Source organism: Sphingomonas zeicaulis, from assembly GCF_050433225.1.
Lineage (GTDB): Bacteria > Pseudomonadota > Alphaproteobacteria > Sphingomonadales > Sphingomonadaceae > Sphingomonas_D > Sphingomonas_D zeicaulis.
The window spans coordinates 320,287-345,936 of record NZ_JBNPXQ010000003.1 but is presented as its reverse complement, the minus strand read 5'-3'; the positions used below and the strand labels follow the sequence as shown (position 1 = coordinate 345,936).

23 protein-coding genes and 1 pseudogene are annotated in these 25,650 nt (G+C 66.6%); 11 read left to right on the top strand and 13 right to left on the bottom strand.

Going from position 1 to position 25,650, the window contains the following annotated elements; all coding sequences use genetic code 11:
• Window positions 1-8: 8 nt before the first annotated feature.
• Window positions 9-1,169, bottom strand: coding sequence for an HlyD family secretion protein (locus tag FHS96_RS14320; protein ID WP_429592589.1), 1,161 nt, complete (start codon window positions 1,167-1,169; stop codon window positions 9-11).
• Window positions 1,162-2,622: an efflux transporter outer membrane subunit gene (locus FHS96_RS14315; RefSeq protein ID WP_429592586.1), complete on the bottom strand. Its 1,461-nt coding sequence runs from the start codon at window positions 2,620-2,622 to the stop codon at window positions 1,162-1,164. The genes FHS96_RS14320 and FHS96_RS14315 overlap by 8 nt, the downstream gene beginning before the upstream one ends.
• A gap of 86 nt (window positions 2,623-2,708) precedes the next feature.
• On the opposite strand from FHS96_RS14315, the gene FHS96_RS14310 reads away from it, so the two are divergent.
• On the top strand, window positions 2,709-3,353 hold the full coding sequence (locus tag FHS96_RS14310; RefSeq protein WP_429592583.1) for a TetR/AcrR family transcriptional regulator: 645 nt from the start codon (window positions 2,709-2,711) through the stop codon (window positions 3,351-3,353).
• A 52-nt stretch (window positions 3,354-3,405) separates the two neighbouring features.
• Here the strand turns inward: FHS96_RS14310 and FHS96_RS14305 are convergent, their stop codons facing one another.
• The gene (locus FHS96_RS14305) at window positions 3,406-5,775 is read right to left on the bottom strand and encodes a TonB-dependent receptor (RefSeq protein WP_429593068.1); all 2,370 of its coding nucleotides are present in this window, start codon (window positions 5,773-5,775) and stop codon (window positions 3,406-3,408) included.
• 4 nt (window positions 5,776-5,779) lie between these two features.
• Here FHS96_RS14305 and FHS96_RS14300 point away from each other — a divergent pair, with 4 nt between their 5' ends.
• From FHS96_RS14300 to pip, 3 genes are all read left to right on the top strand, one after another.
• Entirely contained in the window at window positions 5,780-5,995 is a 216-nt protein-coding gene (locus FHS96_RS14300) for a hypothetical protein (RefSeq protein WP_429592580.1), read from the top strand.
• A gap of 133 nt (window positions 5,996-6,128) precedes the next feature.
• Complete coding sequence (locus FHS96_RS14295; protein WP_429592578.1) at window positions 6,129-8,099, top strand: AAA family ATPase; 1,971 nt, start codon at window positions 6,129-6,131, stop codon at window positions 8,097-8,099.
• A gap of 456 nt (window positions 8,100-8,555) precedes the next feature.
• A complete protein-coding gene (gene pip, locus FHS96_RS14290) occupies window positions 8,556-9,647 on the top strand; it encodes a prolyl aminopeptidase (protein WP_429592575.1) in 1,092 nt (363 codons plus the stop codon).
• A gap of 29 nt (window positions 9,648-9,676) precedes the next feature.
• Here the strand turns inward: pip and FHS96_RS14285 are convergent, their stop codons facing one another.
• The 3 genes from FHS96_RS14285 to FHS96_RS14275 form a co-directional block, all read right to left on the bottom strand.
• A complete protein-coding gene (locus FHS96_RS14285) occupies window positions 9,677-10,468 on the bottom strand; it encodes a winged helix-turn-helix domain-containing protein (protein WP_429592572.1) in 792 nt (263 codons plus the stop codon).
• Window positions 10,469-10,512: 44 nt separating this feature from the next.
• A complete protein-coding gene (locus tag FHS96_RS14280) occupies window positions 10,513-10,890 on the bottom strand; it encodes a response regulator transcription factor (protein ID WP_429592569.1) in 378 nt (125 codons plus the stop codon).
• A 128-nt stretch (window positions 10,891-11,018) separates the two neighbouring features.
• A complete protein-coding gene (locus FHS96_RS14275; RefSeq protein ID WP_429592566.1) occupies window positions 11,019-13,121 on the bottom strand; it encodes a TonB-dependent receptor in 2,103 nt (700 codons plus the stop codon).
• 341 nt (window positions 13,122-13,462) lie between these two features.
• On the opposite strand from FHS96_RS14275, the gene FHS96_RS14270 reads away from it, so the two are divergent.
• The 5 genes from FHS96_RS14270 to FHS96_RS14250 all read left to right on the top strand — a co-directional run bounded on the left by FHS96_RS14270 (window position 13,463) and on the right by FHS96_RS14250 (window position 19,360).
• On the top strand, window positions 13,463-15,925 hold the full coding sequence (locus FHS96_RS14270) for a PAS domain S-box protein (protein ID WP_429592564.1): 2,463 nt from the start codon (window positions 13,463-13,465) through the stop codon (window positions 15,923-15,925).
• Window positions 15,909-16,574: a response regulator transcription factor gene (locus FHS96_RS14265; protein ID WP_429592561.1), complete on the top strand. Its 666-nt coding sequence runs from the start codon at window positions 15,909-15,911 to the stop codon at window positions 16,572-16,574. Before FHS96_RS14270 ends, FHS96_RS14265 begins: the two co-directional genes overlap by 17 nt.
• A 60-nt stretch (window positions 16,575-16,634) precedes the next feature.
• Window positions 16,635-16,961, top strand: a complete 327-nt coding sequence (locus FHS96_RS14260) for a hypothetical protein (RefSeq protein ID WP_429592558.1) — start codon at window positions 16,635-16,637, stop codon at window positions 16,959-16,961.
• A gap of 223 nt (window positions 16,962-17,184) precedes the next feature.
• Window positions 17,185-18,399, top strand: a complete 1,215-nt coding sequence (locus FHS96_RS14255; RefSeq protein WP_429592555.1) for an MFS transporter — start codon at window positions 17,185-17,187, stop codon at window positions 18,397-18,399.
• Between the two features lie 169 nt (window positions 18,400-18,568).
• On the top strand, window positions 18,569-19,360 hold the full coding sequence (locus FHS96_RS14250) for a MipA/OmpV family protein (RefSeq protein WP_429592552.1): 792 nt from the start codon (window positions 18,569-18,571) through the stop codon (window positions 19,358-19,360).
• A gap of 45 nt (window positions 19,361-19,405) precedes the next feature.
• On the opposite strand, the gene FHS96_RS14245 is transcribed toward FHS96_RS14250, so the two are convergent.
• The 3 genes from FHS96_RS14245 to groES form a co-directional block, all read right to left on the bottom strand.
• Window positions 19,406-20,149, bottom strand: coding sequence for a trypsin-like peptidase domain-containing protein (locus tag FHS96_RS14245; RefSeq protein ID WP_429592549.1), 744 nt, complete (start codon window positions 20,147-20,149; stop codon window positions 19,406-19,408).
• 187 nt (window positions 20,150-20,336) lie between these two features.
• Window positions 20,337-21,959 carry a chaperonin GroEL gene (gene groL, locus FHS96_RS14240; RefSeq protein ID WP_429592546.1) on the bottom strand — a complete coding sequence of 541 codons (1,623 nt, stop codon included), beginning with the start codon at window positions 21,957-21,959 and terminating at the stop codon, window positions 20,337-20,339.
• A 54-nt stretch (window positions 21,960-22,013) separates the two neighbouring features.
• Window positions 22,014-22,328, bottom strand: a complete 315-nt coding sequence (gene groES / locus FHS96_RS14235; RefSeq protein ID WP_429592543.1) for a co-chaperone GroES — start codon at window positions 22,326-22,328, stop codon at window positions 22,014-22,016.
• A gap of 259 nt (window positions 22,329-22,587) precedes the next feature.
• Here groES and FHS96_RS14230 point away from each other — a divergent pair, with 259 nt between their 5' ends.
• Window positions 22,588-22,821, top strand: a complete 234-nt coding sequence (locus tag FHS96_RS14230) for a hypothetical protein (protein ID WP_429592540.1) — start codon at window positions 22,588-22,590, stop codon at window positions 22,819-22,821.
• Complete coding sequence (locus FHS96_RS14225; protein WP_429592538.1) at window positions 22,818-23,087, top strand: usg protein; 270 nt, start codon at window positions 22,818-22,820, stop codon at window positions 23,085-23,087. The genes FHS96_RS14230 and FHS96_RS14225 overlap by 4 nt, the downstream gene beginning before the upstream one ends.
• A gap of 101 nt (window positions 23,088-23,188) precedes the next feature.
• Here FHS96_RS14225 and FHS96_RS14220 read toward each other — a convergent pair.
• The 4 genes and pseudogenes from FHS96_RS14220 to FHS96_RS14205 all read right to left on the bottom strand — a co-directional run.
• Window positions 23,189-23,332, bottom strand: a pseudogene (locus FHS96_RS14220) (Hsp20/alpha crystallin family protein); the annotation flags it as partial.
• Between the two features lie 460 nt (window positions 23,333-23,792).
• Window positions 23,793-24,269: an Hsp20 family protein gene (locus FHS96_RS14215; RefSeq protein ID WP_429592535.1), complete on the bottom strand. Its 477-nt coding sequence runs from the start codon at window positions 24,267-24,269 to the stop codon at window positions 23,793-23,795.
• A gap of 196 nt (window positions 24,270-24,465) precedes the next feature.
• Complete coding sequence (locus FHS96_RS14210; protein ID WP_429592533.1) at window positions 24,466-24,999, bottom strand: GNAT family N-acetyltransferase; 534 nt, start codon at window positions 24,997-24,999, stop codon at window positions 24,466-24,468.
• A 38-nt stretch (window positions 25,000-25,037) separates the two neighbouring features.
• Window positions 25,038-25,544, bottom strand: a complete 507-nt coding sequence (locus FHS96_RS14205) for a lipocalin-like domain-containing protein (RefSeq protein WP_429592530.1) — start codon at window positions 25,542-25,544, stop codon at window positions 25,038-25,040.
• Window positions 25,545-25,650 lie beyond the last annotated feature (106 nt).

Below are 25,650 nucleotides of genomic sequence, written 5' to 3'. Positions count from 1 at the left end.
GCCGGGCCTCACTGTTCGGAGAGATCGATCTCGACTTCGGCGGAAAGGCCGATGCGCAGCGGATGTTCGGCAAGTTCCTTCGGATCGAGTGCGATGCGCACCGGCAGGCGCTGCACCACCTTGATCCAGTTGCCGGTCGCGTTCTGCGCCGGGATCAGCGCCGTCGACGATCCGGTGCCCCCGGCGATGCCGACGACCTTGCCATGATATTCGACGTCGCCGCCATAGATGTCCGCCGTCACCGTCGCCGGCATGCCGATCTTCACGCGGCGGAGCTGGCGTTCCTTGAAGTTGGCATCGACATATACGGTGGCGACCGGAACGATCGTCATGATCGGCGTGCCTTGGGTCACGCGCTGGCCGACCTGCACCTGCCGCTTGGTGACGACGCCGGCGATCGGCGCGCGGATGATCGTGCGGTCGAGGTCGAGCCGCGCCGCATCGAGCTTGGCCTTGGCGGCAAGCACGCCGGGATCGGTATCCTCGGTGGAGCCGCGCACCAGCACGTCATTGGCTTCGAGTTCGCCGATGGCAGCGCCGCGTGCGGACTGCGCCTGGCCGACGGCAGCCTGCGCTTGCAGCAGCGCGGCACGCGCGGCCGCGTAGGCAGTGCGGGCGGCGGTGAGTTCCTCGCCCGAAACCGCGCCGCTGTCCTTGAGTTGTTCGCGGCGCTGCAGGTCGATGCGCGCCTTGTCAGCATCGGCCCGGGCGGTCGCCAGCCGCGCCTGCGCCTGAGCGATGTCAGCGCCTCGCGCCTTGACCTGGGAGGAGAGGGCGGTGCTGGTCGCGCTGGTCTGGCGGAAGCGGCGGCGCGCCTCGGCCAGTTCGGCCTCAGCCTGCGCCACCGCGATCTTCGCGTTGGAGGGATCGAGCCGCACCAGCACCTGGCCCGGCTTCACCATCGCCGTGTCCGACACTTCGACCGCCACGGCCTGCGCGGACAGCAGCGGCGTGATCTGCGCCACTTCCGCATTCACATAGGCATTGTCTGTGCTGACATGGTTGCGGCCGATCAGGAAATAATAGGCGGCCCAGATGACCCCGGCGACGGCGACGGCGATCGCCAGCCGGATCAGCCATTTGCGCCGTGTGGCGCCGCGACCGGCGGCGGCGGCGGCGGCATCGGCTTGATCGGGGGCGGTCTGCGGCGAAGGGGCGGCGTCAGCCATTCGGATCTTCCTTGAATGCGGCGGCGGTCGTGGTGGTGAAACCGCCGCCGAGCGCGCGGATGAGGGCGACGTCGAGAGCGAAGGCGCGGGCGTCGAGCTCCGCGACCGTCTGCCGCACGACCAGCAGGCGATCCTCCACGTTCAGCACGTCGATATAGGTGGAAAGCCCGCCTTCGTAGCGCTGGCGGGCGATGTTGTAGGCATCCTCGGCGGCGGTCTGCGCCGCGCGCGCATCGGTCAGCCGCTGCGCGAGCATGCGCTGGCTGGTCAGCGCGTCCGCCACTTCCTGATAGGCGGTGAGCACCGTCTTGTCATAATCGGCGACGGCCTCGTCATAGGTGCCGCGCGCGCCGCGATAGGCGCCCGAAAGCGCGCCGCCGCGGAAGATCGGCAGGCTGATCGCGGGGCCGACACTGCCATAGGTGGAGTCGCTTTCGACCAGATTGTTCAGCCCCAGCGACTGCACGCCGATCAGCGCGCTCAGCCGGATTGCCGGGAAGAAATCGGCGCGGGCGACCTTGATCCGGCTCGCCGCCGCCTCGGTGCGTTCGCGCGCGGCGGCGATGTCGGGCCGGCGGCCGATCAGGTCCGTAGTGACGTCGGTCGGCAGGCCGCGCGGCGCGAGCGCGCCCAGTTGCGGCCGTGCGATGTCCAGCCCGCGATCGGGACCGGCGCCGACCAGCGCGGCGATCTGGTTGCGGCGGAGCGCGATCGCCTCGTCGGCGGCGGACAGTTCCGCCCGCGCGGAAGCGACGGTGGCGTCGGCCTGGCGGACGCTGCCGCGTGTATCCAGCCCGTTGCGTTCGCGATCGGCGACCAACTTGTTGGTCGCGCTACGCAGGTCGAGCGTCTGCTGGCTGATGTCGCGCAGCGCGTGAAGGCGGGCGAGATCGGCATAGAGATCGGCGATCCCGGTGGTCAGCATCAGCCGTGCCTGTTGGGCGTCGATCTCGGCGGCGCGCGCCTCGGACGTGGCGGCAGCGAGCGACGCGCGGTTGCGGCCCCAGATGTCGAGATCGAAATTGGCGCCGATCGAGGCGCCGCCGCGATCCTGCCAGCCCTTGGGCACGAATTCCTTGGGAATGCCGTTATTGTAGCTCTGCTTGTCGACCGAGGCGGTGCCGTTGGCGTCGATCGAAGGCAGTAGCGGCGCGCCGGCCTGCTGCGCCAGGCCTTGCGCGCGGCGGAAGCGCGCCGTGGCAGCGGCCATGTCGGGCGAATTCTTCAGCCCTTCATCGATCAGCCCGGCAAGCTGAGGATCGCCATAGGCGCTCCACCATTGGTCGACGGGCCAGGCGCTGGTGGCGCTGACGAAGCTGCGCGTGGCGGCGATGTCACCGGCGGCGCGGGGCTGCGGCTTCGGCCCGAGATCGGGCACAGAGGCGCAGCCGGCAAGCGCAAGCGCCACGGCCAGCGCGCCGGTAAGACGAAGGGGGGATCGACTCGCGTTCATGGGAACCCGTACTGATTGGTACGGGGGTGGCAATGCGCCCCCGATATGGGTCTTGTCAATCAGAAATCGTACTGTACGGTACGGTCATGGAAACGTCTCATACACAAAGGCCGAATCGGCGGGAGGCGCGGCGCCAGGGTCGCCACGACGCCATTGTCGCGGTCGCCAGCCGCTCGTTTCTGGAAAAGGGCTACGCCGGCACCAGCATGTCGGCGGTCGCGGCGGAAGTAGGCGGGTCGAAGGCGACCTTGTGGAATTATTTTCCATCCAAGGAGGATCTGTTCTCGGCGGTGATCGATCGCGCCGCCTCCGATTTCCGTGCGCGGCTTTCGGCGCTGCTCGAACCCGGCGGCGATCTGGAGACGAGTCTGCGATCCTTCGCCGCCAGCTTCCTCGAGAAGGTGACGTCGCCGCAGGCGATCGCGTTGCACCGGCTGGTGGTTGGGGAGGTGCTGCGCTTCCCCGAGGTCGGTCGCATCTTCTTTGAACGCGCGCCGCGCAAGATGCAGGCGCTGCTCGCCGCCTTCCTCGAAAACGCGATGGATCGTGGACTGCTGCTGCGCGACGATCCGCTGCTCGCCGCGCGCACCTTGGTGGGGCTGTGCATGACGGGCTGCCACCAGCAACTCCTGCTGCGCATCATCGAAGAGGCGACGCCCGAGATGATCGTCGCGGATGCCGACCGCTCGGTGATGCTGTTCCTGCGTGCCTATCGGGTCGAGCAGGGCTGAGCAGTCATGTCCCACCCCGGCACGCAGTGTCGGGGGAGGAAAGGGACGACTTTTACTGCCGCGCCCGGAATGTCACCCCGATCAGCCGCGGATCGCTTGGCGTGCCGAGGATCAGCCCCGAATTGCCAGCCTGGATCGTCAGGTTCTGGATGTAGTCCTCGTCGAACAGGTTGCGCGCGAACAGCGCCACTTCCCAGCCCGCTTGGGAGCGGTAGCCGATGCTGGCATTGGTCAGGTTGTAGCCCTTGATGAAGGTGAAGCGCGACAGGCTGGGATCGCCATAATAGCCGCTGCGCCAGTTCGAATCGGCGTGAAGCACGATCGCGCCGCTGCCGCGCACCGGCAGCGCATAATCCGCGCCTATCGTCTCGGACCAGCGCGGCAGCCCGGAAAGACGGCGGCCGGTGAGGTCGCAGGCGGTGGTGGCGCTGCCCTGCAGCTCGAGCGGGCAGGGGCCGGCCGGATAATCGGCATATTCGCCATGCGCATAGGCCAGTGAGCCGCGGATCTGCAGGTGGCGGCCGATCTGCGCGGTGGCATCCGCCTCGATGCCCTTCACCGTCACCTTGGGGATGTTGGAGAGATAGCCGCGCAGCGCCACGGTCTGCGTGCTGTCGACGATCGTCGCCTGGAAATCCTTCACGTCGGTCCAGTAACCGGCAAGGTTGAGCACCAGGTGGCGGTCGAACAGCCGGGTCTTTAGGCCGACCTCATAGGTGGTGTTGCGTTCGGGATCGACCACCGCGGTCGCCAGCGCCGGCTGGTTCTGCGCATCGAGCGGCAGGCCGGACATGTTGATCCCGCCCGATTTGAAGCCGCGCGCATAGCTCGCATAGCCGAGAATCGCGTCGGTCAACTGCCAGGCGATGTTGCCGCGGCCCGAAAGGCTGCCGTCATTGTCACGCGCCGCATAGGATTGCGGGCGCAGGATCGAGAGCTTGGCGTTGTTCAGTGCGGTGCTGCTCGTCGCCAGCCCGCCGAACACCGTCGTGTCGTAATCGCCTTCCTTATGCTCATATGTGTAGCGCAGCCCGGCGGTCAGAGTCAGTCGCGGCAACGGCCGCCAGTTGACCTCGCCGGAGGCGGCATAGCTGTCGGTGGTGAAGCGGGTGTGGCCGTCCTGCCCATAGCCGTCGAGCAGGTTGCCGGGCACCGGCGTGGCGTTGGCCCCCGTCGTCGGCCCGATCAGCCAATAGGCCGCCGCCGGGCCATAGATGCTGATCGGCCGGCCGGTGATCTGCTGGCGGAAGTAATAGAGGCCGGCGATATAGCCGAACGGCCCGTCGCCGTTGGAAGCGAGGCGCAGTTCCTGGCTGAACTGGTCCTGCCGCGATGGGATGTGCTGGGTGAGCTGGATCGGGATACCGGTATAGTCGCGGTCGTTGGCGGCATCCCAGTTCCAGAAGCGCCACGCGCTGACCGAGGTGAGCGTCGCGCCGCCCAGCGTCCAGTCGGCAATCGCGGAGACGCCGCCTTCATTGGTGTCGACGCCCAATGGCGCGTCTATGTCGGTCAGCCGGTCATAAGCATTGGTGCTGGGCGGCGCATAGCCAAGCCCCGCGGCCAGCGCGGGATATTGGCGCGCGGGCGAACGCAAGCTCTCGCCGACGCGCAGATGAACCTGGGTGCAGCAGTCGCTCTCGAAGTTGGTGAAGTCAGCAGTCAGCCGCAGCCGGAAGGTCTCGGTGGGGGTGAAGAGCAACTGGCCGCGCACCGCCTGGTTGCCGATGCGATTATGGTCGCGCCCGGTGACGCTGTTGCGGATTACGCCGTCACGCCGCGTCATCAGCCCGGAGACGCGGAACGCGAGGCGGTCGTCGACGATCGGGCCGGTGCCCGAGACCTTCACCTGCACGAAATCATAGTCGCCGACGCTGATCTCCTCGGTCGCGCCCGGCGTGAAGCTCGGCTCGCGCGTCGTGATGTTGATCGCGCCGGCGGTGGTGTTCTTGCCGAACAATGTGCCTTGCGGCCCGCGCAGCACCTCGATCTGCTCGATGTCCGAAAAGTCGAACGCGGCGGTGGCGGGGCGGGCGTGATAGACCTGATCGATATAGAAGCCGACGCCGGGTTCGAGCCCGTCATTGGCCTGGCTGACCGCGACCACGCTGGAGCCGAGGCCGCGGATGGTGAAGGCGGTGTTGCGCGGATTGGCGCTCGAATAGTTGAGCGCGGGCACCAATGTGGTCAGCCCCTGCGTGTTGATCGTGTAGGACTGGTCGAGCAGATCGCCGCCAACCACCGAGACCGCGAGCGGCACCGTCTGCAGATCCTCGTTGCGGCGGCGGGCGGTGACGGTGATGTCCGCGACGCCGCCCGATGTTTCCGCCGCCGGATCCGCGGGGGCGGTCTGGGCCGAAGCGGTGCCGGTGCCAAGCAAGCTCGCGCCGGCGAGCATGAGCCAACGCAGATGTGCGCGCATGGTCATGGAACAAACCCTTCTTAATTACCTCGATATTCAGTCGTATATCGAGCGCGGTAGCGATCACAAGCGGGGCAAGCGACAGTTGCAGCTAATCGGCTTTCGGGTTAAAGCGCCGCGCCTTGCCGGACCAATCGCCGGCAGCCATCGGAGATATGGATTGCTGGTAGAAACGCTGAAAGCGGGCGTGATGCCCCGGATCGTCAGCCTCCAGCCGTAGCGCGTCCCGCGCCGCGGCCGGATGGGCTCGCGGCATTCCACCCAGAACGATGAATATCGGGCGCCTGCGTGCGTCGACAGGGCCATTGTCATGGCTCCCTTTGGATCGCGCGGTGGGCGGGATCGGGATGAAGATGGAAGAGATCGATATCGTCCGGAGCGTGCTGCTCCGGCTGAAGACTGTGAAGGGGCGGACGCCGCTGGGCACCGCGCTTGGCGAATGGGCGACGGAAAACCGCGCCTGGCTGGGCGAACGCGGCGTGCGGGTCGAACTCAAGGCGGGCAAGGTCGGCTTGCGCCGGCTGATAGCCGCGCTGGAGGCGGAACCCGCGGCTGCCGCCGGAATCGAAACGCCGCGCGCGCTAGGCATCGCCGCAGCGCTTGCCGAAGCGCTGCGGCTGGGTGAGGCTGATGCGCGGCTGCTTCAACTGGCGGTAGGGCTCGACCGCGTGTCGCGCCTTGCCGATCTGTCGCGGCGCATCGGCGAGCATCACCGCGACATGCCGGTGCTGATCGCCGAGATTGCCGGGCACACCGAACAGGGGCTGCGGATGAGCCTGCTACTCACCCTCGGCCTCATCCGCTTCCGGCTCAACCGCGGCGGTGCTGCCGAACTCGATCTCGGCTGGGCACTGACGCGCCTGCTCGATCGCGGCGTTACCGATCGTGGTGGGCTGATCGAGGCGATCGTCGGCCTGCGCCAGGCCGCGCGGCTTGGGCTGGAGGATTTCTCCGGCATCGCCGACGATGCGGCGCGGCTGGTGCGGTTGCTGGCCGGCGCGCTACGGGAGCGGGCGGCGGGGGTCAACATCCTCATCCACGGCCCGGCGGGCACGGGGAAGACCGAGCTTGCCCGCACATTGGCGGCGGCTGCCGGCGCGACGCTGTTCAGCGTCGGCGAGGCGGATGAGGATGGCGAGGAACCCAGCCGCTGGGACCGTGCCAACGCGCTGCAGCTTGCCCACCGCGTCCTTAATGGCCGCGATGATGCGCTGCTGCTGTTCGACGAGATGGAAGACATGATCGGCGATGCGAGCCCGGGGCCGGGAGATTGGTTCCATGATCGCGAGGGATCGAAGATCTGGATCAACCGTCTGCTTGAAACCAATGCGGTGCCGGTGATCTGGACGACCAACGCGATCGGCAATGTCGAACCCGCGATCCTGCGCCGGATGAGCTTCGTGCTCCATCTCGACGTGCCGACCCCGGCGGCGGCGCGGCGGATGCTCGCGCGTATCGCCGATGACGAGGCGGTGGCGGTGCCGCCGGCCTTCGATCCGCTGCTTGCGGCGGCGCCAGAGGCGGCAACGGTGGCGCGCGTCGCGATGCGTGTCGGCCGGCTCTCGGGCGAGGCGGAAGACATCACCGCTTCCGCGCGTTCGCTGGTGACCGCGCTGCGCGCCGGGCGTCCGGTGGTGGATGCGGAGCCGCTGGCCGACCTCGACCTGTTCGAGACCGACCTCGACGTGCCGAGCCTGCTCGACCGCTTCGCGCGGGCCGATGGACCCAGCGATTTCTCGCTGCTGCTCACCGGCCCGCCAGGCACCGGCAAGACGGCGCTCGGCCATCATCTCGCCCACGCGATCGACCGGCCGCTGATCGTCCGCCGCGCCTCCGACCTGCTGTCGAAGTGGGTGGGGGAGACCGAGGCGCAGATCGCCGGCGCGTTCCGCGAAGCCGAGCGTCGCGGCGGCGTGCTGCTATTCGATGAGGTCGACTCGCTGCTCTACGATCGGGGCGGCGCGACGCGGAGCTGGGAGGTGACGCAGGTCAACGAGTTGCTGACCTGGCTCGATCGCCACCCGCTGCCCTTCGTCGCGACCACCAACCACGCCTCGCGGCTGGATCCGGCGGCGCTCAGGCGCTTCGTGTTCAAGCTCGATCTGCGTCCGTTCGGCGCGGCGCGGGCGGTACGGGCGTTCGCGCGCTTCTTCGGGATGGCGGCGCCGGCATCGCTGGCGGACCTGACCAGCCTGACGCCGGGCGACTTTGCGGTCGTGCGGCGGCAGATCCGCCACCTCGGCGTGACGGATGCGGAGGCGATCGTCGCGCGCTTGGGCGCGGAAGTCGCGCTCAAGCCGGGCGGCGGCCGGATCGGCTTCTGAGGTCGGAGGCGGGCGGCCCCGTCACCCGCTGAGGTCCGGTGCCATCTCGTCAATCCACGATCGCCGCGCTTGGCCATGGCTCCACCAGGCGGGCGATCGTCGGTTGTCTTTGCCACATGCCGGCGGCGTGGGATTGGAGCTTCAGGTGGGGCAGGGCCTACGCGCGCGACTCGGCGGCGTGGGGCCTGATCGCTACGCACGGCGGAGAGGGAGATCCTATCCGATCGGGTAGTTTCCCGGCTGCGTGCCGGTGCCATCGTCGATGATGACCGGGTCGCAGACAGGCGCGACGCGATCAGAGGCGGCGACAAATAATCCCTTGGGCATGAAACCTCGTTCGGCGGTTGGGTGATGCGCGTGGCCGCAGAGTAGCAGAGGGCTGTTCCCAACCCCGATGGAACGGCGTTATTTCGCGTAATGGGCCGCTCATGGCCGGTGGAAGATGCGAGGTAGGGCGTGATCGATTTCTCAGGGCTCCAGCAGGCAAGCACGGTGCGAGACGAATGGAGATATCCCGCCGCCACTGCCAATCGATCCGGCCTACTGCAGGTGGATCATGCGCCCGACCACAGGCTCTACTGGGAAGAATATGGCAACCCCGCGGGCGAGCCGGTGATGTTCCTGCACGGCGGCCCGGGCGGGGCGTGCGCGCCGGTGATGGCGCGCTTCTTCGATCCCGCGCGCTACCGCGTGATCCTGTTCGACCAGCGCGGCTGCGGCAAGAGCGAGCCGACCGTAGCGGCGGCGGGGCCGGCGGTCGCGCTGACCCGCAACACCACCGATCATCTGGTTGCTGACATCCGCACGCTGCGCGACGCGCTGGGCATAACCGGCCGGATGCATGTGTTCGGCGGCAGCTGGGGCAGCACGCTCGCGCTGGTCTATGCGATCCGCCATCCTGAGGATGTGGCGACGCTGGTGCTGCGCGGCATCTTCCTGGGGGAGCGCGAGGATCTGCTCTACATGTATCAGGGCAATGCCGAAACCTATGCCGCGGCGCCCTTCTCGATCACCGCGCCGGGCAGCTATGTCGCCTATCCCGACGAGTGGCGGACCTTCGTCGAGACCATCGCGCCGGCCGAGCGCGGCAACATGATGGCGGCCTACAAGGCGATCTTCGACATGGCCCCGCGCGACGATGCCGATCGCCTGCGCCAGTTGCAGGCGGCGACAGCCTGGTCGGTGTGGGAAGGTACCATCTCCAACATGATCCCGCAGGATGATGATCCGGGCAAGTTCGGCGAGGCGGCGTTCGCGCTCTCCTTCGCGCAGATCGAGGCGCATTTCTTCGCCAACGACCTGTTCCTGGCACCCGGCGAAATCATCGATAATATCGGCCGCATCGCGGCGATTCCGACCCACATCGTCCATGGCCGCTTCGACCAGGTCTGCCCGCTGACACAGGCCTCACGCCTGATCGAGGCGATGGCGGGCGCAGGCGCGACGCCGGCAAGCTTCGCCATCACCAACGCCGGCCACAGCGCGATGGAGGCACAAACGGTGCTGGCGCTGACTGCGATCATGGATGGGCTGCCGCCGCTGGGGTGAGGGGGCAGCGTGTGCGGCGACGAGCCCCTTCACCACCCCCCAAGCGCTCCGAGACGCCCCATATCCTGCCCGCTGTCGAGGCGAACGAAGAGGATGCGGCAGGGGCTGCCCGAATGGTTTGCCCACGCATGGTCGATACCGCGCTGGACGACGACACTGCCGGGCTTGAGCGGCACATTGGCGTCGTCGAGCATCAGCGTGATCTCGCCATCGAGTACGATGCCGAGATCGATCGCGCCATCGCAGGCTGCCGCCGAAACCTGGGGCGCCGGCATCGCTCGCTCGTCGATCGCGCTCGGCAGGGTAGGCGCCGGCGCGGGGACGGCGACATATTCGGCGAGCGGCGGCAGGTCGACGAAGCGGATGCGCGTGGTCTGGGGCGCATCCGCATCCTGTCCGGCCCTGCCAGGTGCGAGGATCGACACGAAGCGGGGCTGATCGAGTTCGTACCAGGCGGGTTGGAGGCGCGGCGCGGTGCCGTCATGATGGGCGGGCAGCTCCTGCATGCGGATCGGCGCGATGAAGCGATAGCCGCGTCCGGCGACGGTGGCGATGTAGCGGGCAGCACCTGCGTCGTCGTTGAGCGCCCGGCGCAGCGCCGCCATGTTGACCTTGAGGTTGCTCTCTTCGACCGTCGTCGTCGGCCAGGCGAAGGCAATCAGTTCATGCTTGGAAATCAGCTCGCCCGGTCGCTCCACGAGCGCGATCAGCAGGTCCAGCGCGCGCCCGCCGATGCGAACGGCGGTATCGCCCTCGAGCAGCAATTGCCGCTCTGGTATCAACCGGAACGGTCCGAAAGCGAAGATCCGTGCATCATTCATACATGCCTCACGCTTCTGCCGGGCGCTCCCGTGCCCGTACCGGTTCAGGGCGTGCCGCGATCCGCCGCCGTCTTCAGCAAGGCGAGCAGATCCGCCTCGTGGATGGGTTTGTTGAGAAATCCGATCGCGCCCGCCGCCATCGACTGCTCGCGCATCTGATCGTCGCCGAACGCCGTGATGACGATCGTCGGGATGATGTGGCCGTCATGCGCCAACTGCCTAAGCAATTGCAGACCAGATATGCCGCCGAGCTTCATATCGGTGATCAAACAGGAAAGCTGGAGCAGCGCCGGCGATTGAAGGAATTCCTCGGCCGAAGCGAAGAGCAGCACCGTATAGCCGATCGATTGCAGCAGCCCCTCCAGGGCTTCGCGCACGAAGAGATCATCGTCGATGCACGCGATTGTCGGCTGTGTTGGCAAGGTTCAGCCTCTCTTGCTGGCCCGGAGCCAAGTTATAGCGGGCCGCTCGGCCGCGCTTCAATTTCCCTCTTGGTCTCGGGGCATGGGATGGAGGTCTTGCGCACCTCGACTTTGGTCGAGGTGGCAGCCTAATTCGCCGCCCGCACCTCGATCCCAAAGATCCGCGGTGGCGTGATCGTCGCACGCGGTTCGCCCAGCACGACGAAGGCGTGGCCGATATAGCGCTCGTTCGTCAGGTTCTTGCCGAACAGCGCGACGGACCAGCGCCGGTCGGGCGCGGTGAACGCGATGCGCGCGTTGAAGACGTTGGTCGGCGCCCTCGAGAATTGGAGGTTCTCGCCCGGCTGGTGATAGACCCGGCTCATATACTCATACTCGCCGCGCAGCATGAGCTCGCCGCGATCACCGAGTGCGAAGCCGTTCTGCAGGCCCAGGGCGATCTTCACGTCGGGCGCGCGGTTCAGCCGGTCTCCCGAATAATCGACCAGCGAGACCGGGTCGACAAACCGGTCGTAGCGCGCATCGAGCAGCGCCGCGACCGCGTTGAACTGGAGGCGCCCCATCGGATGTGCGGTAACCTCCAGCTCCAGCCCGTCGATGCTGGCGGTCGCCGCATTGCGCACGACGAGGAAGCCGAGATTGTCGGCGGTACGGACCTGCAGATTTTTATAGTCATAGTGAAAGGCGGTGGCGGAGACGCGTAGCCGCCCATCCAGCCAATCTCCCTTCGTCCCTGCTTCGAACGCCTCCAGCGCCTCGGGCGCGAAGATGTTGGGCAGGGGCGTGGTGATCAGGCTGACCGAGGTCGATCCGCCGCTTTTAAAGCCTTCCGAATAGCTGGCGTAGAGCAGCAGCCGATCATTGGGGCGATAGTCGACCAAGATGCGCGGCGACAGGTCCGTCCAGCTCGTCTTCTGGCGCGACCGCGGGAAAGAGCTGAAGATCGGCGGAATGTCGACGGTGAATTGCTGCAGGAAGGTGAAGCTCTTGGTCTCACGGCTCCAGCGCAGCCCTGCTGACAGGCTCAACCGGTCGGTGATGCTGTAGCTCGCCTGTCCGAACGCGGCGATGGCGCGGGTCCGGTTGGAGGCGTTGATGTGCTGGGTGGTGGGCAGCGGCAGGCCCAGGATCGTCGTGAAATCGAGATAGATCGGGCTGAACGTGTCGGCATTCTCGCGAAAATGGTAGAGCCCGGCCAGCCATTGCAGCCGTCCGCCGCCCGCCGAACGGGCGCGCACTTCCTGGCTGAACTGTGCGGTCTCGTCATATTGGCCGAAGTGCACGAGCTTGGCGGCGCTGGCGTCGGTATCGATCAGGTTGGCGAGTTTCGCCTCGCGATAGCCGGTGACCGTGGTGAGGCTGATCGCGTGGAGATCGAGTGTCGCGTCGACCGATACTCCCCAATAGTCGCGATCCTCGCGCGGCGTCGCATCCAGCGCGATGCGCCTGGGATCGAAATTGGCGGCGGCGCTGTTGTGCACGACCACGGGCATGTCGTGATAGCCGCGATCGGCGTTCAACTGCACGTCGAGCCGGTCGTCGGGCTGCCAGCGCAACGCGCCGCGGATCGCAAAGCTGCGTTCGGGATCGAGATCGTCGCCGGAGGGGATGCGCCTCGTATAGCCGTCATGATGGCTCGCCGAGATCGCGATCTTGCCTGAAAGCGTGGGGCCGAGCGGCGCCATCGCCAGCGCCTGCGCGCCCCAGGAGTCATAATTGCCGTAGCGCACGGCCGCCTCCACCACCACCGCGCGTTCCGGCCGCCGGGTGATGACGTTGATCGCGCCGCCGGTGGCGTTGCGGCCGTAGAGTGTGCCCTGCGGCCCGCGCAGCACCTCGATTCGCTCCACGTCGACGAGGTCGAACAGGTTCATATAGGGCCGCGCAAGATAGACGCCGTCGAGATAAATGCCGATCGGTGCATCCGCGCCGATGCCGAGATCGTTCTGGCCGACGCCGCGGATCGAGATCGGGACCGCGCCCTGGCCCTCGCCGGTGCCGATCGTCAGCCCGGGCGTGAAGGTCATGATGTCGCGCAGGTCGCGCGTGCCGCTCGCCTCCATCTGTGCGGCGGTATAGGCAGAAATGGCGAGCGGCGTGTCCTGCAGCCGGGTCTCCTGCCGCGTTGCGGTGACGATGATGTCGCCATCGCCTCCGCCACCGGCACCGCCGGTGGCGGGCGATTGCGCGAGTGTCGGCGCGGCGGCAGCGAGCAGAGTCGCGCCGATCATCCACCGCAGTCCTGGCGCAAGTCCCATATCCCGCCCCCGAGATCGAGCTCCTTCCGGCCGCGATGTCGCAGCGGCCATGAAGCGGGCTATCGCGATCGGCAGACCGGCTCAAATCCGATTTGGTCGCGGCCGCGTCGCTGATGGTCGTATGCGGATCGACCTTGGTCGAGGTGGATGGTGGCGCGGCGGCGGATTAGGCTGTGGCCACGGGGGAGCGCGTCGCGGCTGGCGGCGTGCACACGGATGGGGCATCGTCGACGGGCCGATGACGCCGACACCAGGCAGGGACGGGGGCTGTTGTGAACGCACATCCGACGTCAATCGTGCCGGATAAGGGGGGCATGCCGGATGTTCCCGGGCCGGCATCGTTCGACGCGACCGCGATCGCTGACTTGCAGCGCTGCTGCGCCGACATTGCCCGCCTAAACGCGATGCCAGCGACATGGGCGGGCATGGATCCGACCGCGATCGTCGAAGCGATGCTCGACGAACTTCTCGACATGCTCGATCTCGATTTCGTCGGGCTGCGCTTCACCGAGATGGTGCATATCTTCATGCGCGTCGACGCGGGTTACCGCCCCGGGGGCGATCCCGATGTTGTCGGGGTCGCGATCGACGACTGGCTGGCGACCGATCCGACGCGGGGCGTCGCCACGTTGCACCTCGGGGGCGAGGATGTGGCGGTGCTGCCAGTGGCGTTGGGCGAGATCGCCAGCCTCGGCTGGCTTGTCGCCGGATCGCGCCGGGCGGATTTTCCATCCGGGATGGAGCGGCTACGGCTCGATGTCGCGGCAGCCCAGCTCAGCCTCGCCTGTCGCGAAGTGCGCGACCTCGCCGACCGCGAGCCCGCCGACACGCGGGAGGAACGGCCGACCGGGGATGCTCTGGCCGAAAGCGAACTGCGGCTGAACCTGATCATCAACACGATCCCCGCGATGGCCTGGTCGGCAAAGGCGGATGGCATGCTCGATTTCTGCAACCAGAAACTGCTCGATTTCGTCGGCTTCCCGGCGGAGGACATCTACGGCCTGGGCTTCTACCGGATCTTCCATCCGGACGACACGCCGGTGCTGCTCGCCGCCTGGCAGGAGATCATGGCATCCGGCCGCGGGCGCGAGGTCGAAGGGCGGATCATCCGCGCGGACGGCGTCTATCGCTGGTTCACCCTGCGGCAGAATCCGCTGCTCGATGCCAACGGCAACGTCGTGAAATGGTACGGCATCCTGCTCGATATCGAGGATCGCAAGCGCACCGAAAACGCGCTGCGCGAAACCGAAGCGGCGCTGCTGGCGAGCGAGCGCAACCTCAACCTCATCATCAATTCGCTGCCAGTGCTCGCCTGGTCCGCGCGGCCCGATGGCAGCGCCGATTTCATCAACCAGCGCTGGCTGGACTATGCCGGGCTGCCGGCGGAGCAGATACTCGGCTGGGGCTTCCTCGATCTCTACCATCCCGATGACGTGGCGGGAATGATGGAAACCTGGCGCCGCGATCTTGCGGGCGCCAAGCAGACCTTCCTCAAGGGACGCATCCGTGGCGCGAATGGCGATTATCGCTGGTTCTATTTCTCCGGCCGCAAGTTCACCGATGCCAACGGCGTCGTTCGCTGGTTCGGCGTCAACGTCGATATCGAGGATCTGCAGCGCGCCGAGGATGCTCTGAAGGCCAGCGAGGCGGCGCTGAAGGAAAGCGAACGCCGGCTACAGCACATCATCAACACCATTCCGGGGCTGGTCTGGTCGGCGGACGCCGATGGCGCGGTCAATTTCCTCAGCCAGCAATATCTCGATTATATCGGGATGGAGCCCGACCATGCGCTGGGCCCGGGCTGGACGACCGCGATCCACCCGGACGATCGCAGCACGCTGTTCGACGCGTGGAACGCGGCGCTCGCCACCGGGCGCGGCAATGAGTGCGAGGCGCGGCTGCGTGACGGGCGGGGTGGCTATCGCTGGTTCCTGTTCCGCGCAGGCCCATATTACAGCGCGGATGGCGGGCGGCCGCACTGGTTCGGCGTCAACATTGACATCGACGACCGCAAGCGCGCTGAAGAGGATCTGCGCCGCAGCCAGGCCGACCTCGCACATGCCACGCGGATGACGACGATGGGCGAACTCGCGGTCTCGATCGCGCATGAGATCAATCAGCCGCTGATGGCGATCGTCACCAATGCCGGCACCTGCCTGCGCTGGCTTGAGGATGGCCGCATCGATATCGCTCAGGCGCGGCAGGCCACCGAGCGCATCGTGCGCGACGGCCATCGCGCCGGCGACATCATCGGCAGCATTCGCGCGCTCGCGCGCAAGGTGCCGCCCACGATGGTCGAGATGGACCTCGAACGCGCCATCCGCGAGATCGCCGAACTGCTGCGAGGCGAACTGCACCGGCGCGGCGTGCAACTGGCGACCGATTTCACCACGCCCGCGATCATGGTGATCGGCGATCGCACCCAGCTTCAGCAGGTCGTGCTCAACCTGATCATGAACGCTGCGGAGGCGATGGCAGAGCGCGCGGCAAGCGAGCGGCAGATCGTCGTGCGCACCACCGTGACTGAAGAAGGCGATGTCGAGGTCAGCGTCGCCGACGGCGGGACGGGCTTGAGTCCGGCGCTCGGTGATCGCATCTTCGAAGCCTTCTTCACCACGAAATCCGGGGGAGTTGGAATGGGGCTTTCGATCTGCCGCTCGATCGTGGAGGCCCATGGCGGCCGCATCTGGGCGGCGGCCAACCAGCCGGCGGGCAGCGTCTTCCGCTTCAGCCTGCCCGCCGCGGCGCGGGGGGATGCGCATGCCCGCCTGTTTTGAAAGCGACCCACCCACCGTCGTCGTCATCGACGATGATGAAAGCGTGCGCGAGGCGCTGGGTGGGCTGTTCCAGTCGGTCGGGCTCGCCACCGAAAGCTACGGATCGGTGCAGGCCTATCTCGCCGCCGACCGGCCCGACCGCGCCGGCTGCCTCGTGCTCGATATCCGCCTGCCCGGGCGCAGCGGCCTCGAGTTCCAGGAAGCGCTGGCGCGCGCCGACGTTCGGCAGTCGGTGGTGCTGATCAGCGCGCATGTCGATGTGCAGATGGCGGTGCGGGCGATGAAGGCGGGCGCGGTCGACGTGCTGACCAAGCCGGTGCGCGAGGAGGATCTGCTGGAAGCCGTGCATCGGGCGATCGCCGCGGACGGGATGCGGCGCAGCGAGGCCGAGCGCAACGCGGCGCTGCGCGCGCGCTACGCCATGCTTACCGAGCGCGAGCGGCAGATCATGGCGCTGGTCACCACTGGCCTGCTCAACAAGCAGATCGCCAATGAGGTAGGCATCGCCGAGGCGACGGTGAAACTCCACCGCGGCCATGTGATGCGCAAGATGGCGGCGGATTCGGTTGCCGACCTCGTCCGCATGACCGACCTGCTCGGGCCCGGCTGCGCCGTCGTAACCGTTGATCCGATGATGGCCAGCCGCTGATCCCGCAGCGCCGGCCGCTGGCTGCTTGTGCGGTGCAGCAAAGCCCGCCATGCAGCCCACATGGACATTCCCAGCCTCTACACGCGGTTGATCCTGTGGATCGGTGACGGCACCGGCCTGTCGGACACCGTGCTCCACATCCACGCCGGCCTCGCGATGCTGATGCTCGGCCGCATGGTCACCCGGCGCGGGCTCGGCACCTTCGTGCCCCTATGGTTCGTCGTCGCGGCGGAGGCGGCGAACGAGATCATGGACCGGCTGCATTATGGCTCGTGGCGCTGGCCGGATACGACCTCGGACATCATCCACACATTGTTCTGGCCGACGGTGATCTGCCTCGGCATCCGCCTTCGCCCGCTCTCCGGCCAGCGCGCGCGGCGGCGGTAAAAGGCCATCCCCGTGCCGATGTATGGAGCAATAGGCAGATATATTGGGATTTCTGGCATTTAGGCCATCGCATCCCGTGCCTAGTTTGATAAGGGCAAATCAAGCTAAGCGGGTGCGCATCATGACGGCAATTGCCGATATGTCATTGTCCGATACGCTGGATCATCCGCATCCGGCAATTGACGTTAATTCCGGAACCCGTTCCGGATTGCGTTCCGCAATCATGCTGTTCGCGCTGTTTCTGGTTAGCAGTTGTGCCCAGATCGACCGGATACTTCCCTTCATCCTCGCGGAATCGATCAAGGCCGAACTGTCGCTCAGCGATACAGAGATCGGGCTGATCACCGGCGTCGCTTTCGCGATCTGCTATACGTCGCTGTCGCTGCCCCTGGCACGCGCATCCGACAGCGGCTCGCCGCGCTTCGTGCTGGTCGGCTGTATGCTGGTATGGAGCGCGATGACCGCGCTGGGCGGTCTCGCGACGGGCTTTCTCTTCCTGGCGTTGACGCGGTTCGGCGTCGCGGTGGGGGAGGCGGGAACGGTGCCCGCGGGCAATGCGCTGATCGCGCGCAAGATCGCGCCCGAACGCCGCGGGCTGGCGATCGGCATTTTCTCCATGGGTATTCCGTTGGGCACGATGGCCGGGTTTGCGATCGGCGGCGCGGTCAATGATGCGCTGGGCTGGCGCGTCGCACTGGTCGGCGCTGGCGCTGCCGGCGGGTTGGTCGCGCTGTTCGCATGGCTCGCCGCCGGGCCGACGCCGCCCGTCAGGCGTGCCGCGGTCAGCGCGGGATCCTTCCTGCGGTCGAGCCTCGACCTGCTCATGGCGCCGCAGTTCCGCTGGCTGTTCGTTGCCGCGGTCACCGCCGGTTTCGCCGCCGCACCCTTCTATGCCTTCGCGCCGCCCTTCCTGATCCGCACCTATGGCTACACCGCCGCAGAGGCCGGGCTCGCGTTCGGCTTGCTGCAGGGTGTGCTGGGCATCGCCGGCACGCTGCTCGGTGGGCGCGGTTTCGACCGCGCGGTGCGGGCCGGCCGCGGCGGCCTGCTTCGCCCGCCCGCCATCGTCTTCCTGGTCGCGGCGGCGACGACCACGGCTGCCCTGTTCGCATCGACCGGCTGGATGGCGGTCGCGCTGATGGTGCCGGGCATGTTTTCCTTCGCCTATATGCTGCCTTGGGCGTTCGGCACCGCCCATCGCGTCGCCGGGGAGGGCAGGGAAGGCATGGCCTCCAGCCTGGGCATGATCGGCTCCAGCCTGCTCGGCCCGGCCTTCGGTCCGCTGTTCGTCGGCCTTGTCAGTGATGCCGCGACCGGCGCCGGCATCGCCAACGGCCTCGCCCTCGGGCTGCTGATCGTGCCCGTGGCCAGCGTGCTGACCGGGATCGTCTATCTGGTCGCCGACCGGCGTCTCGCGGTTACGCCCGCACAGGGCTGAAGCCGCCCCACACAAGCGTTTCGGATCGGGCAAGCGCCCTCTCCTGCCCGATCCGGGCGGAGGCTGCCGTATACCCCCTATCGGCGGTCTCCAAGGCCACCGAAGGTCAAGCCCGAACCTCGGGCGCCTTCGGTGGCCGCACTCCCCACCACCATAAGGATGATCGACGATGCGCCTGTTCTTTCCGGCCTTGCTTGCCGCTGCCTCCGTGCTGCCCGCCACGTCCCATGCCCAGCAGGCCCCGTCCGATGACGCGGTCCACGGCATGGTCGCGCTCGGCGCCGGCGTGGTGCCCGATTATGACGGCGCCAGTGACGTTCGCGCGGTGCCCTTCGCGCTCGCCGACGTTCGCTGGCAGGGTTTGAACTTCGAGATTCGCGGCCTGCGCGCGCGAGTCGATCTCGCCCCCGATGCGCGGCTGGCGATTGGCCCTGTGATCGGGCCGCGCATGTCGCGCAAGAATGTCGACGGCCCGGTCGGATTGCTGCCGGAGATCGACATGGCGGTCGAGGCGGGCGGCTATGTCGGCTACCGGATCGGCGGCGACGAGCTGGGGCAGGGTAGCGTCCAGATGGAATTGTCGCTGCTCCATGACATCTCGGGCACGCATGACGGACTGGTCGCCACCGCGAGCGCGAGCTACGCCGCGATCCGCCAGCCGGATATGATGCTGTCGCTCGACGTACAGACGAGCTGGGCCAACAGCGATTACGCCCGCACCTATTTCGGCATCACCTCTGCCGACGCTGCGGCCAGCGGCCTTGCCGCCTTTCGCCCGGGATCGGGTTTCCGCGATGTGGGGGCGGGGCTGACCGCGGGCTATTGGTTCGATCGCCATTTCGGTGTCATCGGCCGCGCCGGCGCGACCTATCTGGTCGGCGATCTCGCCGACAGCCCGATTACCGATGAAGGTAGCCGCTGGCAGCCCACTGCCGGCCTGTCCCTGTCGTACCGCTTCTGAGGGGCGAGGGCCGCCGCCGGGCCCTCCATCTTCGACCATGCGCCGTCACGCGGGCAGCTTTTCGCCCGCGATGCGTTCGAGCACCGCACGGGTGACGTCAGCCGGCACCGCGAGGCCGATGCCGACATTGCCGTCGCCCGGCGTGATGATGGCGCTATTCACGCCAATGACCTCGCCGCGCATGTTGATGAGCGGACCGCCGGAATTGCCGGGGTTGATCGGCGCATCGGTCTGCACGTAGCGGTGGCGACCGTCAGCCGACGTGCGGATCGCGCTGACGATCCCGGACGTGACCGTCTGGCCGACCTGGAACGGATTTCCGATGGCAACGACATAGTCGCCGACCTGCGGAGACCGTGACTGCGCCAGGGGAAGTTGGCGCAGTCCGCCCGCCTGGATTTTCAGGACGGCGAGGTCGGTGCGCGGATCGCTGCCGATCAGTTGCGCCTCGACGCGGCGATCGCCGATACCGACCGCGATCGCGCGCGCATTCGCGATCACATGGTGGTTCGTCACCACGAGTCCGCCGGCGGCATCGACGATGAAGCCTGAACCCGCCGACACCCGCGGCGCCAGCGCTTCGTCCGGAACACCCATGAACAGGCGATAATAGGGATCGCGCAACAGCGGGTTCTGCAGGTTCGGCGACGCCTGCAGAACCGCGATGTTGACGACCGCCGGCGACACCTGCCTGACGAGCGGCGCGAGCGTGAGTTGATCGACGGGAAGCGGGGGTGCAGGCGGCGGCGCAGCTGCCTGTGCCTGCCTGTGCTCCAGAACCGCGGTCATTGCAGCGCCGCCCGCGAAACTGCTCAACGCGCAACTGCCGACAATCGCCAGTAATGCGCTGCGCGAGCGTCCGGCTCGGGCTGATGCGGATGTCACGGATCAATCTCCTTGCGGGCCGGCAGCGGGGCACCCGCCCGGTCTGCTTCGACTATGCGGGGCCGGCGTCAGCGCCGGCCCCGCACGGTCATCAATAGTCCATCGATGGGGCCGCCGGCGCGACCTTGTCCTCCTTGGGCAGCTCGGCGATGAGCGCTTCGGTGGTGATGAGCAGCGATGCGACTGACGCGGCATCCTGCAACGCCGTGCGGACGACCTTGGCGGGATCGATCACGCCGGCCTTGACGAGATCCTGATACTCGCCGGTCGCGGCATTGAAGCCCCAGTTATAGTCATCACTTTCGAGCAGCTTGCCGACGATCCACGCTCCGTCCTCGCCAGCATTGTCGGCGATCTGTCGGGCAGGGGCGCGGAGCGCACGGCGGACGATGTCGATCCCGGACTGCTGATCGTCGTTCGCCGCCTTGACGCCATCGAGCGCCTTCAATGCCCGCAGCAGCGCGATGCCGCCGCCCGGCAGGATGCCTTCCTCGACGGCGGCTCGGGTTGCGTGGAGGGCGTCGTCGACACGATCCTTCCGCTCCTTCACCTCGACTTCGGTGGCGCCGCCCACGCGGATGACGGCGACGCCGCCGGCGAGCTTGGCCAGCCGCTCCTGCAGCTTCTCGCGATCATAGTCGGACGTCGTGACATCGATCTGCTGGCGGATCTGCGTAACGCGCCCGTCGATATCGGCCTTCGTGCCAGCACCGTCGACGACGGTCGTGTTGTCCTTGTCGATTGTAACCTTCTTTGCGCGACCCAGCATCGAGATGGTGACGGTCTCCAGCTTCGTGCCCAGTTCCTCGCTGACGACATTGCCGCCGGTAAGAATGGCGATATCTTCCAGCATCGCCTTGCGACGATCGCCGAAGCCCGGCGCCTTGACCGCCGCAACCTTCAATCCGCCGCGCAGCCTGTTGACGACGAGCGTGGCGAGCGCTTCGCCCTCTACATCCTCGGCGATGATCAGCAACGGCCGGCCGGACTGGACGACCTTTTCGAGCAGCGGCACGAGCGCCTGCAGGTTCGAGAGCTTCTTCTCGTGGATCAGGACGTAGGGATCATCCAGTTCCACCTTCAGCTTCTCGGTGTTGGTGATGAAGTAGGGTGAAAGATAGCCGCGGTCGAACTGCATGCCCTCGACGGTCTCGAGTTCGGTTTCGAGGCTCTTGGCTTCCTCCACCGTGATCACGCCTTCATTGCCGACCTTCTCCATCGCCTCCGCGAGGATGCGGCCCACCTCCGCGTCGCCATTGGCGGAAATGGTGGCGACCTGCGCGATCTCGCTGTTTGCGCTGACGGTCCTCGCGTGCGCTTCCAGATCGCTGACGACGGCATTCACGGCGAGATCGATGCCGCGCTTGATATCCATCGGGTTCATGCCGGCGGCAACGGCCTTGGCGCCTTCGCGCACGATCGCCTGCGCAAGCACTGTGGCGGTGGTGGTGCCGTCACCCGCCTTGTCGTTCTGCTTGCTGGCGACCTCGCGCAGCATCTGTGCGCCCATATTCTCGAACTTGTCCGAAAGTTCGATTTCCTTCGCGACGGTCACACCATCCTTGGTGATGCGCGGCGCCCCGAAGCTCTTGTCGATCACGACATTGCGGCCCTTCGGGCCGAGTGTAACCTTCACTGCATTGGCAAGCGTATCGACGCCCCGCAGCATGCGATCACGCGCGTCGGACGCAAATTTCACTTCCTTGGCAGCCATTACGGCCTACTCCTTTTCTTGACCTTTCTGATTGCTTGCGAAACGGGCGGCCGATCAGGCTGCTTGCTTGAGCGGAACGACGTCGTCGATCACGCCGAGGATGTCGCTTTCCTTCATGATCAGCAGATCTTCGCCGCCGATCTTGACCTCAGTGCCTGACCATTTGCCGAACAGGATGCGATCTCCCACTTCGACCGAGAGTGCGAAGAGCTGCCCATCTTCGGTGCGCATGCCCGGTCCCGCGGCGACAACCTCGCCTTCCTGCGGCTTTTCCTTGGCGGTATCGGGAATGATGATGCCGCCCGAGGTCTTCTCCTCGGCTTCGATGCGGCGAACGACCACACGGTCGTGCAAGGGGCGGAAATGCATGGCAAAACCTCCAGTTGCATAACATGATGTGATTGCCCCAGCCGTTCGATCGAACGGGGGAGCTGTCATTCAATTAAAACGCAGGCGGAGTCGGTTCAAGAGAAAAATTAGCACTCACTTGATGAGAGTGCCAACGGCTTCCCCCGCCGGGTTTTCGAGCCGATTTGCCTCTTGACGCTGCCGACTGCCTCTCCAAAATTGGATCAGCGGCGTTGCGCCGCACTGGGATAATGCGACATCTGCAAAGGAGGTAACGGCCATGTCGCTGCCATTTTGCCGCTTTCTGCACCCCTTCGACGTTGCGCGCCATCCGAGCCTTGAGCCGGAAGTGAAGCGCGCCATCCTGGCCTCATGGGCTTCCGACCGCTCCGCTGTGCAGGATGAGCCGGCCATGCGTAAACCACCCGGCGCCCGCCATCCCGTACCGGTCGATGATGTCCTCGCAGCCATGAAGGCACTGGACGAACGCCCCGACGATGCGCGTCTGCAATGATCGATCGCGCACTGATGGTCCGGCTGGAAGGGTACGGCCTGACGACGGCGGAGATCCATTATCATCGTCCGGATGCGCCATCTCTGCTGAATCTGTTCGTCTGGCAGGACTATGATCTGGCGCCGGACTTTCCGGTGCTGTTCGAATTCATCGATTATTGGAACCGTCGGATCGAAGGCCCGCTGCACTCGATCAGCATCGCGCATGACCAATTGGTCCGGCCCGCTCAATGGCGCGCTGCGCGCGGTGACTTCCGGCTCGGCTGAACCTGTCAAAAAAGCGCCCGCCACCCTCGTTCGGGTGGCGGGCATTCAAAGTCTGGTTGCGTCATCGGTAAGCTGTCAGCTGTCGTCACGGTGCACAGGCATCAGGCTGCTTTTGCCTTCACCGGAATACGCCGGACATTCTCGTTCGCTGCGACCGAACGCGGCAGCGTCACCCGGAGCACACCGTTGCTGAACGTCGCCTGCGCCCGGTCCCGCTCGACGCCTTGGGGGAGGGCGATACGCCGCTCGAAGCGCCCATAGCTGCGCTCGGAATAACCGCGCTCCCTGTCCTCGACCTCGGCGCTTTTCGCCGCAGAGTGAGGACGCCATCATCGACGAGGATCTCGACATCGTTCTCGTCGAGGCCGGGCAGTTCGGCAGTGAAGAGAATGTCCTTGTCGGTTTCGCCCAGTTCGACGCGAGGCCAGATTGCCGCCCGGTCGAACCCGGCGAGGGCAGGCACGCCGAAGCCGCGGAAGGCGTCGTCGAACAAGTGGTTGACCTCGCGGTGAAGCGCGAACAGCGGATGATGCGCCAGCGCGTTTTCTTACGCGCTCGATACGGTTGCGGTCAGCCGGTTTTCCTGCCGGCTCCAAAGAATCAGATCACGCAATGTCATGATGCTCTTCTCCTTTCTGGCTGGAATTGGGCAGGGCCTGCCGGCCCGCCCGAGGGCAGCGCCGGCAAGCCACCGATGTCTTGGGATCAGGCCGCTTCGAGCGCCTTTTCCCTCGGCGCCTCGATCCGATCGTTGGCGGCCGTGCCGCCGATCTCGATCCGGCGCGGCTTCATCGCTTCGGGAACGACGCGCTTCAGCGCGATGCTGAGCAGGCCGTTGTCGAAGCTGGCAGCACCCACCTCGATATGATCGGCAAGCTGGAACCGTCGCTCGAACGCGCGCGTGGCGATGCCGCGATGCAGATACTCGCCCGTTCCGTTCTCGTCGGCGCGCTGGCCGGTCACGGTGAGCAGGTTCTGCTGGGCGACCACTTCGATCTCGTCGGGGCGGAAGCCCGCGACCGCGAGCGTGATCCGATAGCTGTCCTCGCCCTCCTTCAGGATATCGAAGGGCGGATAGCTATCGGCCATGTCGCTGCGCATGCCGGTTTCGAGCAGATCGAAAAGACGGTCGAAGCCGACCGTGGAACGCCGATAGGGCGTGAAGTCAAAAGTCGTTCTCACTACCAAATCCTCCTTATGAAGCGATCTGGGCATGAGTTGCGCCGGTAACGGAGAGCCGACGCCCTCTATGTCCCACCGGACCCGAACACGGCGCCCGGCACACTGAAAATAAGCGCGCCGATGTTCGGTTCAAGACCTTTCATGTCCGACGGGCGTGCGATCCTTTCACGTCGCAGTTCCGCCCCCGGCGTCCGGCTTATTCAGGTCGGCGGGCGGGCAGCGCCTTTTCCATCACGACCAACTCCAGATCCGGTCGAAGCGGACGCCCCACGCGCGGGTCGTCATAGGGAAACGGCAAGATCGCACCGGTGGGTTCGTAACCGCGCCGCCGGTGCCAGGCGATCAGCGCCTCGCGCTGCCGGATGACCTCCATTCGCATGCGCGGCGCGCTGGCGATCCTCGCCTGTCGCTCAACCTCCTGCTTGATCGCCTTGCCGCTTCCCGCCGCCTGCGTGTCTGGTTCGACCGCGAGCATCGAGGTGTGCCAGGCGCCGTCATCGTCGATCGCGACATGAATGCAGCCGGCGATCGGACCCCCGACCGTCGTGCGCAGCAGGACGATTCGCCCACGATCGAGCATGCGGCGAACGCTGTCCTCGCTGGTCCGTGGTCCTTCGATCAGTTCGCGTTCGTTGGTCCATCCGTAGGCGCCGCCCGCGGCCCGATAGGCCCTGTTTACGAGTGCTGCGATCTCGGCCGCATCGTGCGGGCTCGCGTCTTCGAAAATCATCACGGGGGACCTCTCGTTGCGTCGTCTGAAACTGGCGATCAAGGCTGCGTCCGGGGCGGCTGTGCGCGGACGAACTCCGCGCGGACGATGCCGCCATCGGGCCGCGTGAAAACCTCCAGCATGCGGTCGCCGCGGACCGTCATTTTCAGTTCGCGGGTCGTCCTGACGCTGCCGATCCAATTGGGAAAGGTCGCGCCCTCGACGCGATTGCCGGCGAAGCGGCCCGCGGCGTCTACCGAATAGGTTCCGAAGAAGCCGATGCTGCTTGCCATTGCGCGCCGGTTCTCGGCGTCGCTGCCGCCTCCCCGCGCGTCCGATGCGAAGCGCGGCGCATCGCCATCGGTCAACACTTCGATGAAATGCATGTCCGGGGTGAACACCAGCATGCCGGCCGGATGCGGACCATAGGGGCGGCTGACAACACCTTTGTCCTCGACGGTGGCGCTGATCATGCGCCAGGTGCCGGCGACCTCGTTGGCCGGTGCGGACGCGGCTTGCGTGAACGCGGTCGATGCCGGCGCGCAAAAGGGGGCGGCCAGCAGCATGGCTGCCCCGATCGCCCCTGCACCCGCCCGAGTTCGATCGCGCCGCGTTGGCGTGCGCCGCGGCACGTCATATAGCTGCCTGACATTGTCCCGCATGCCTGTCGCC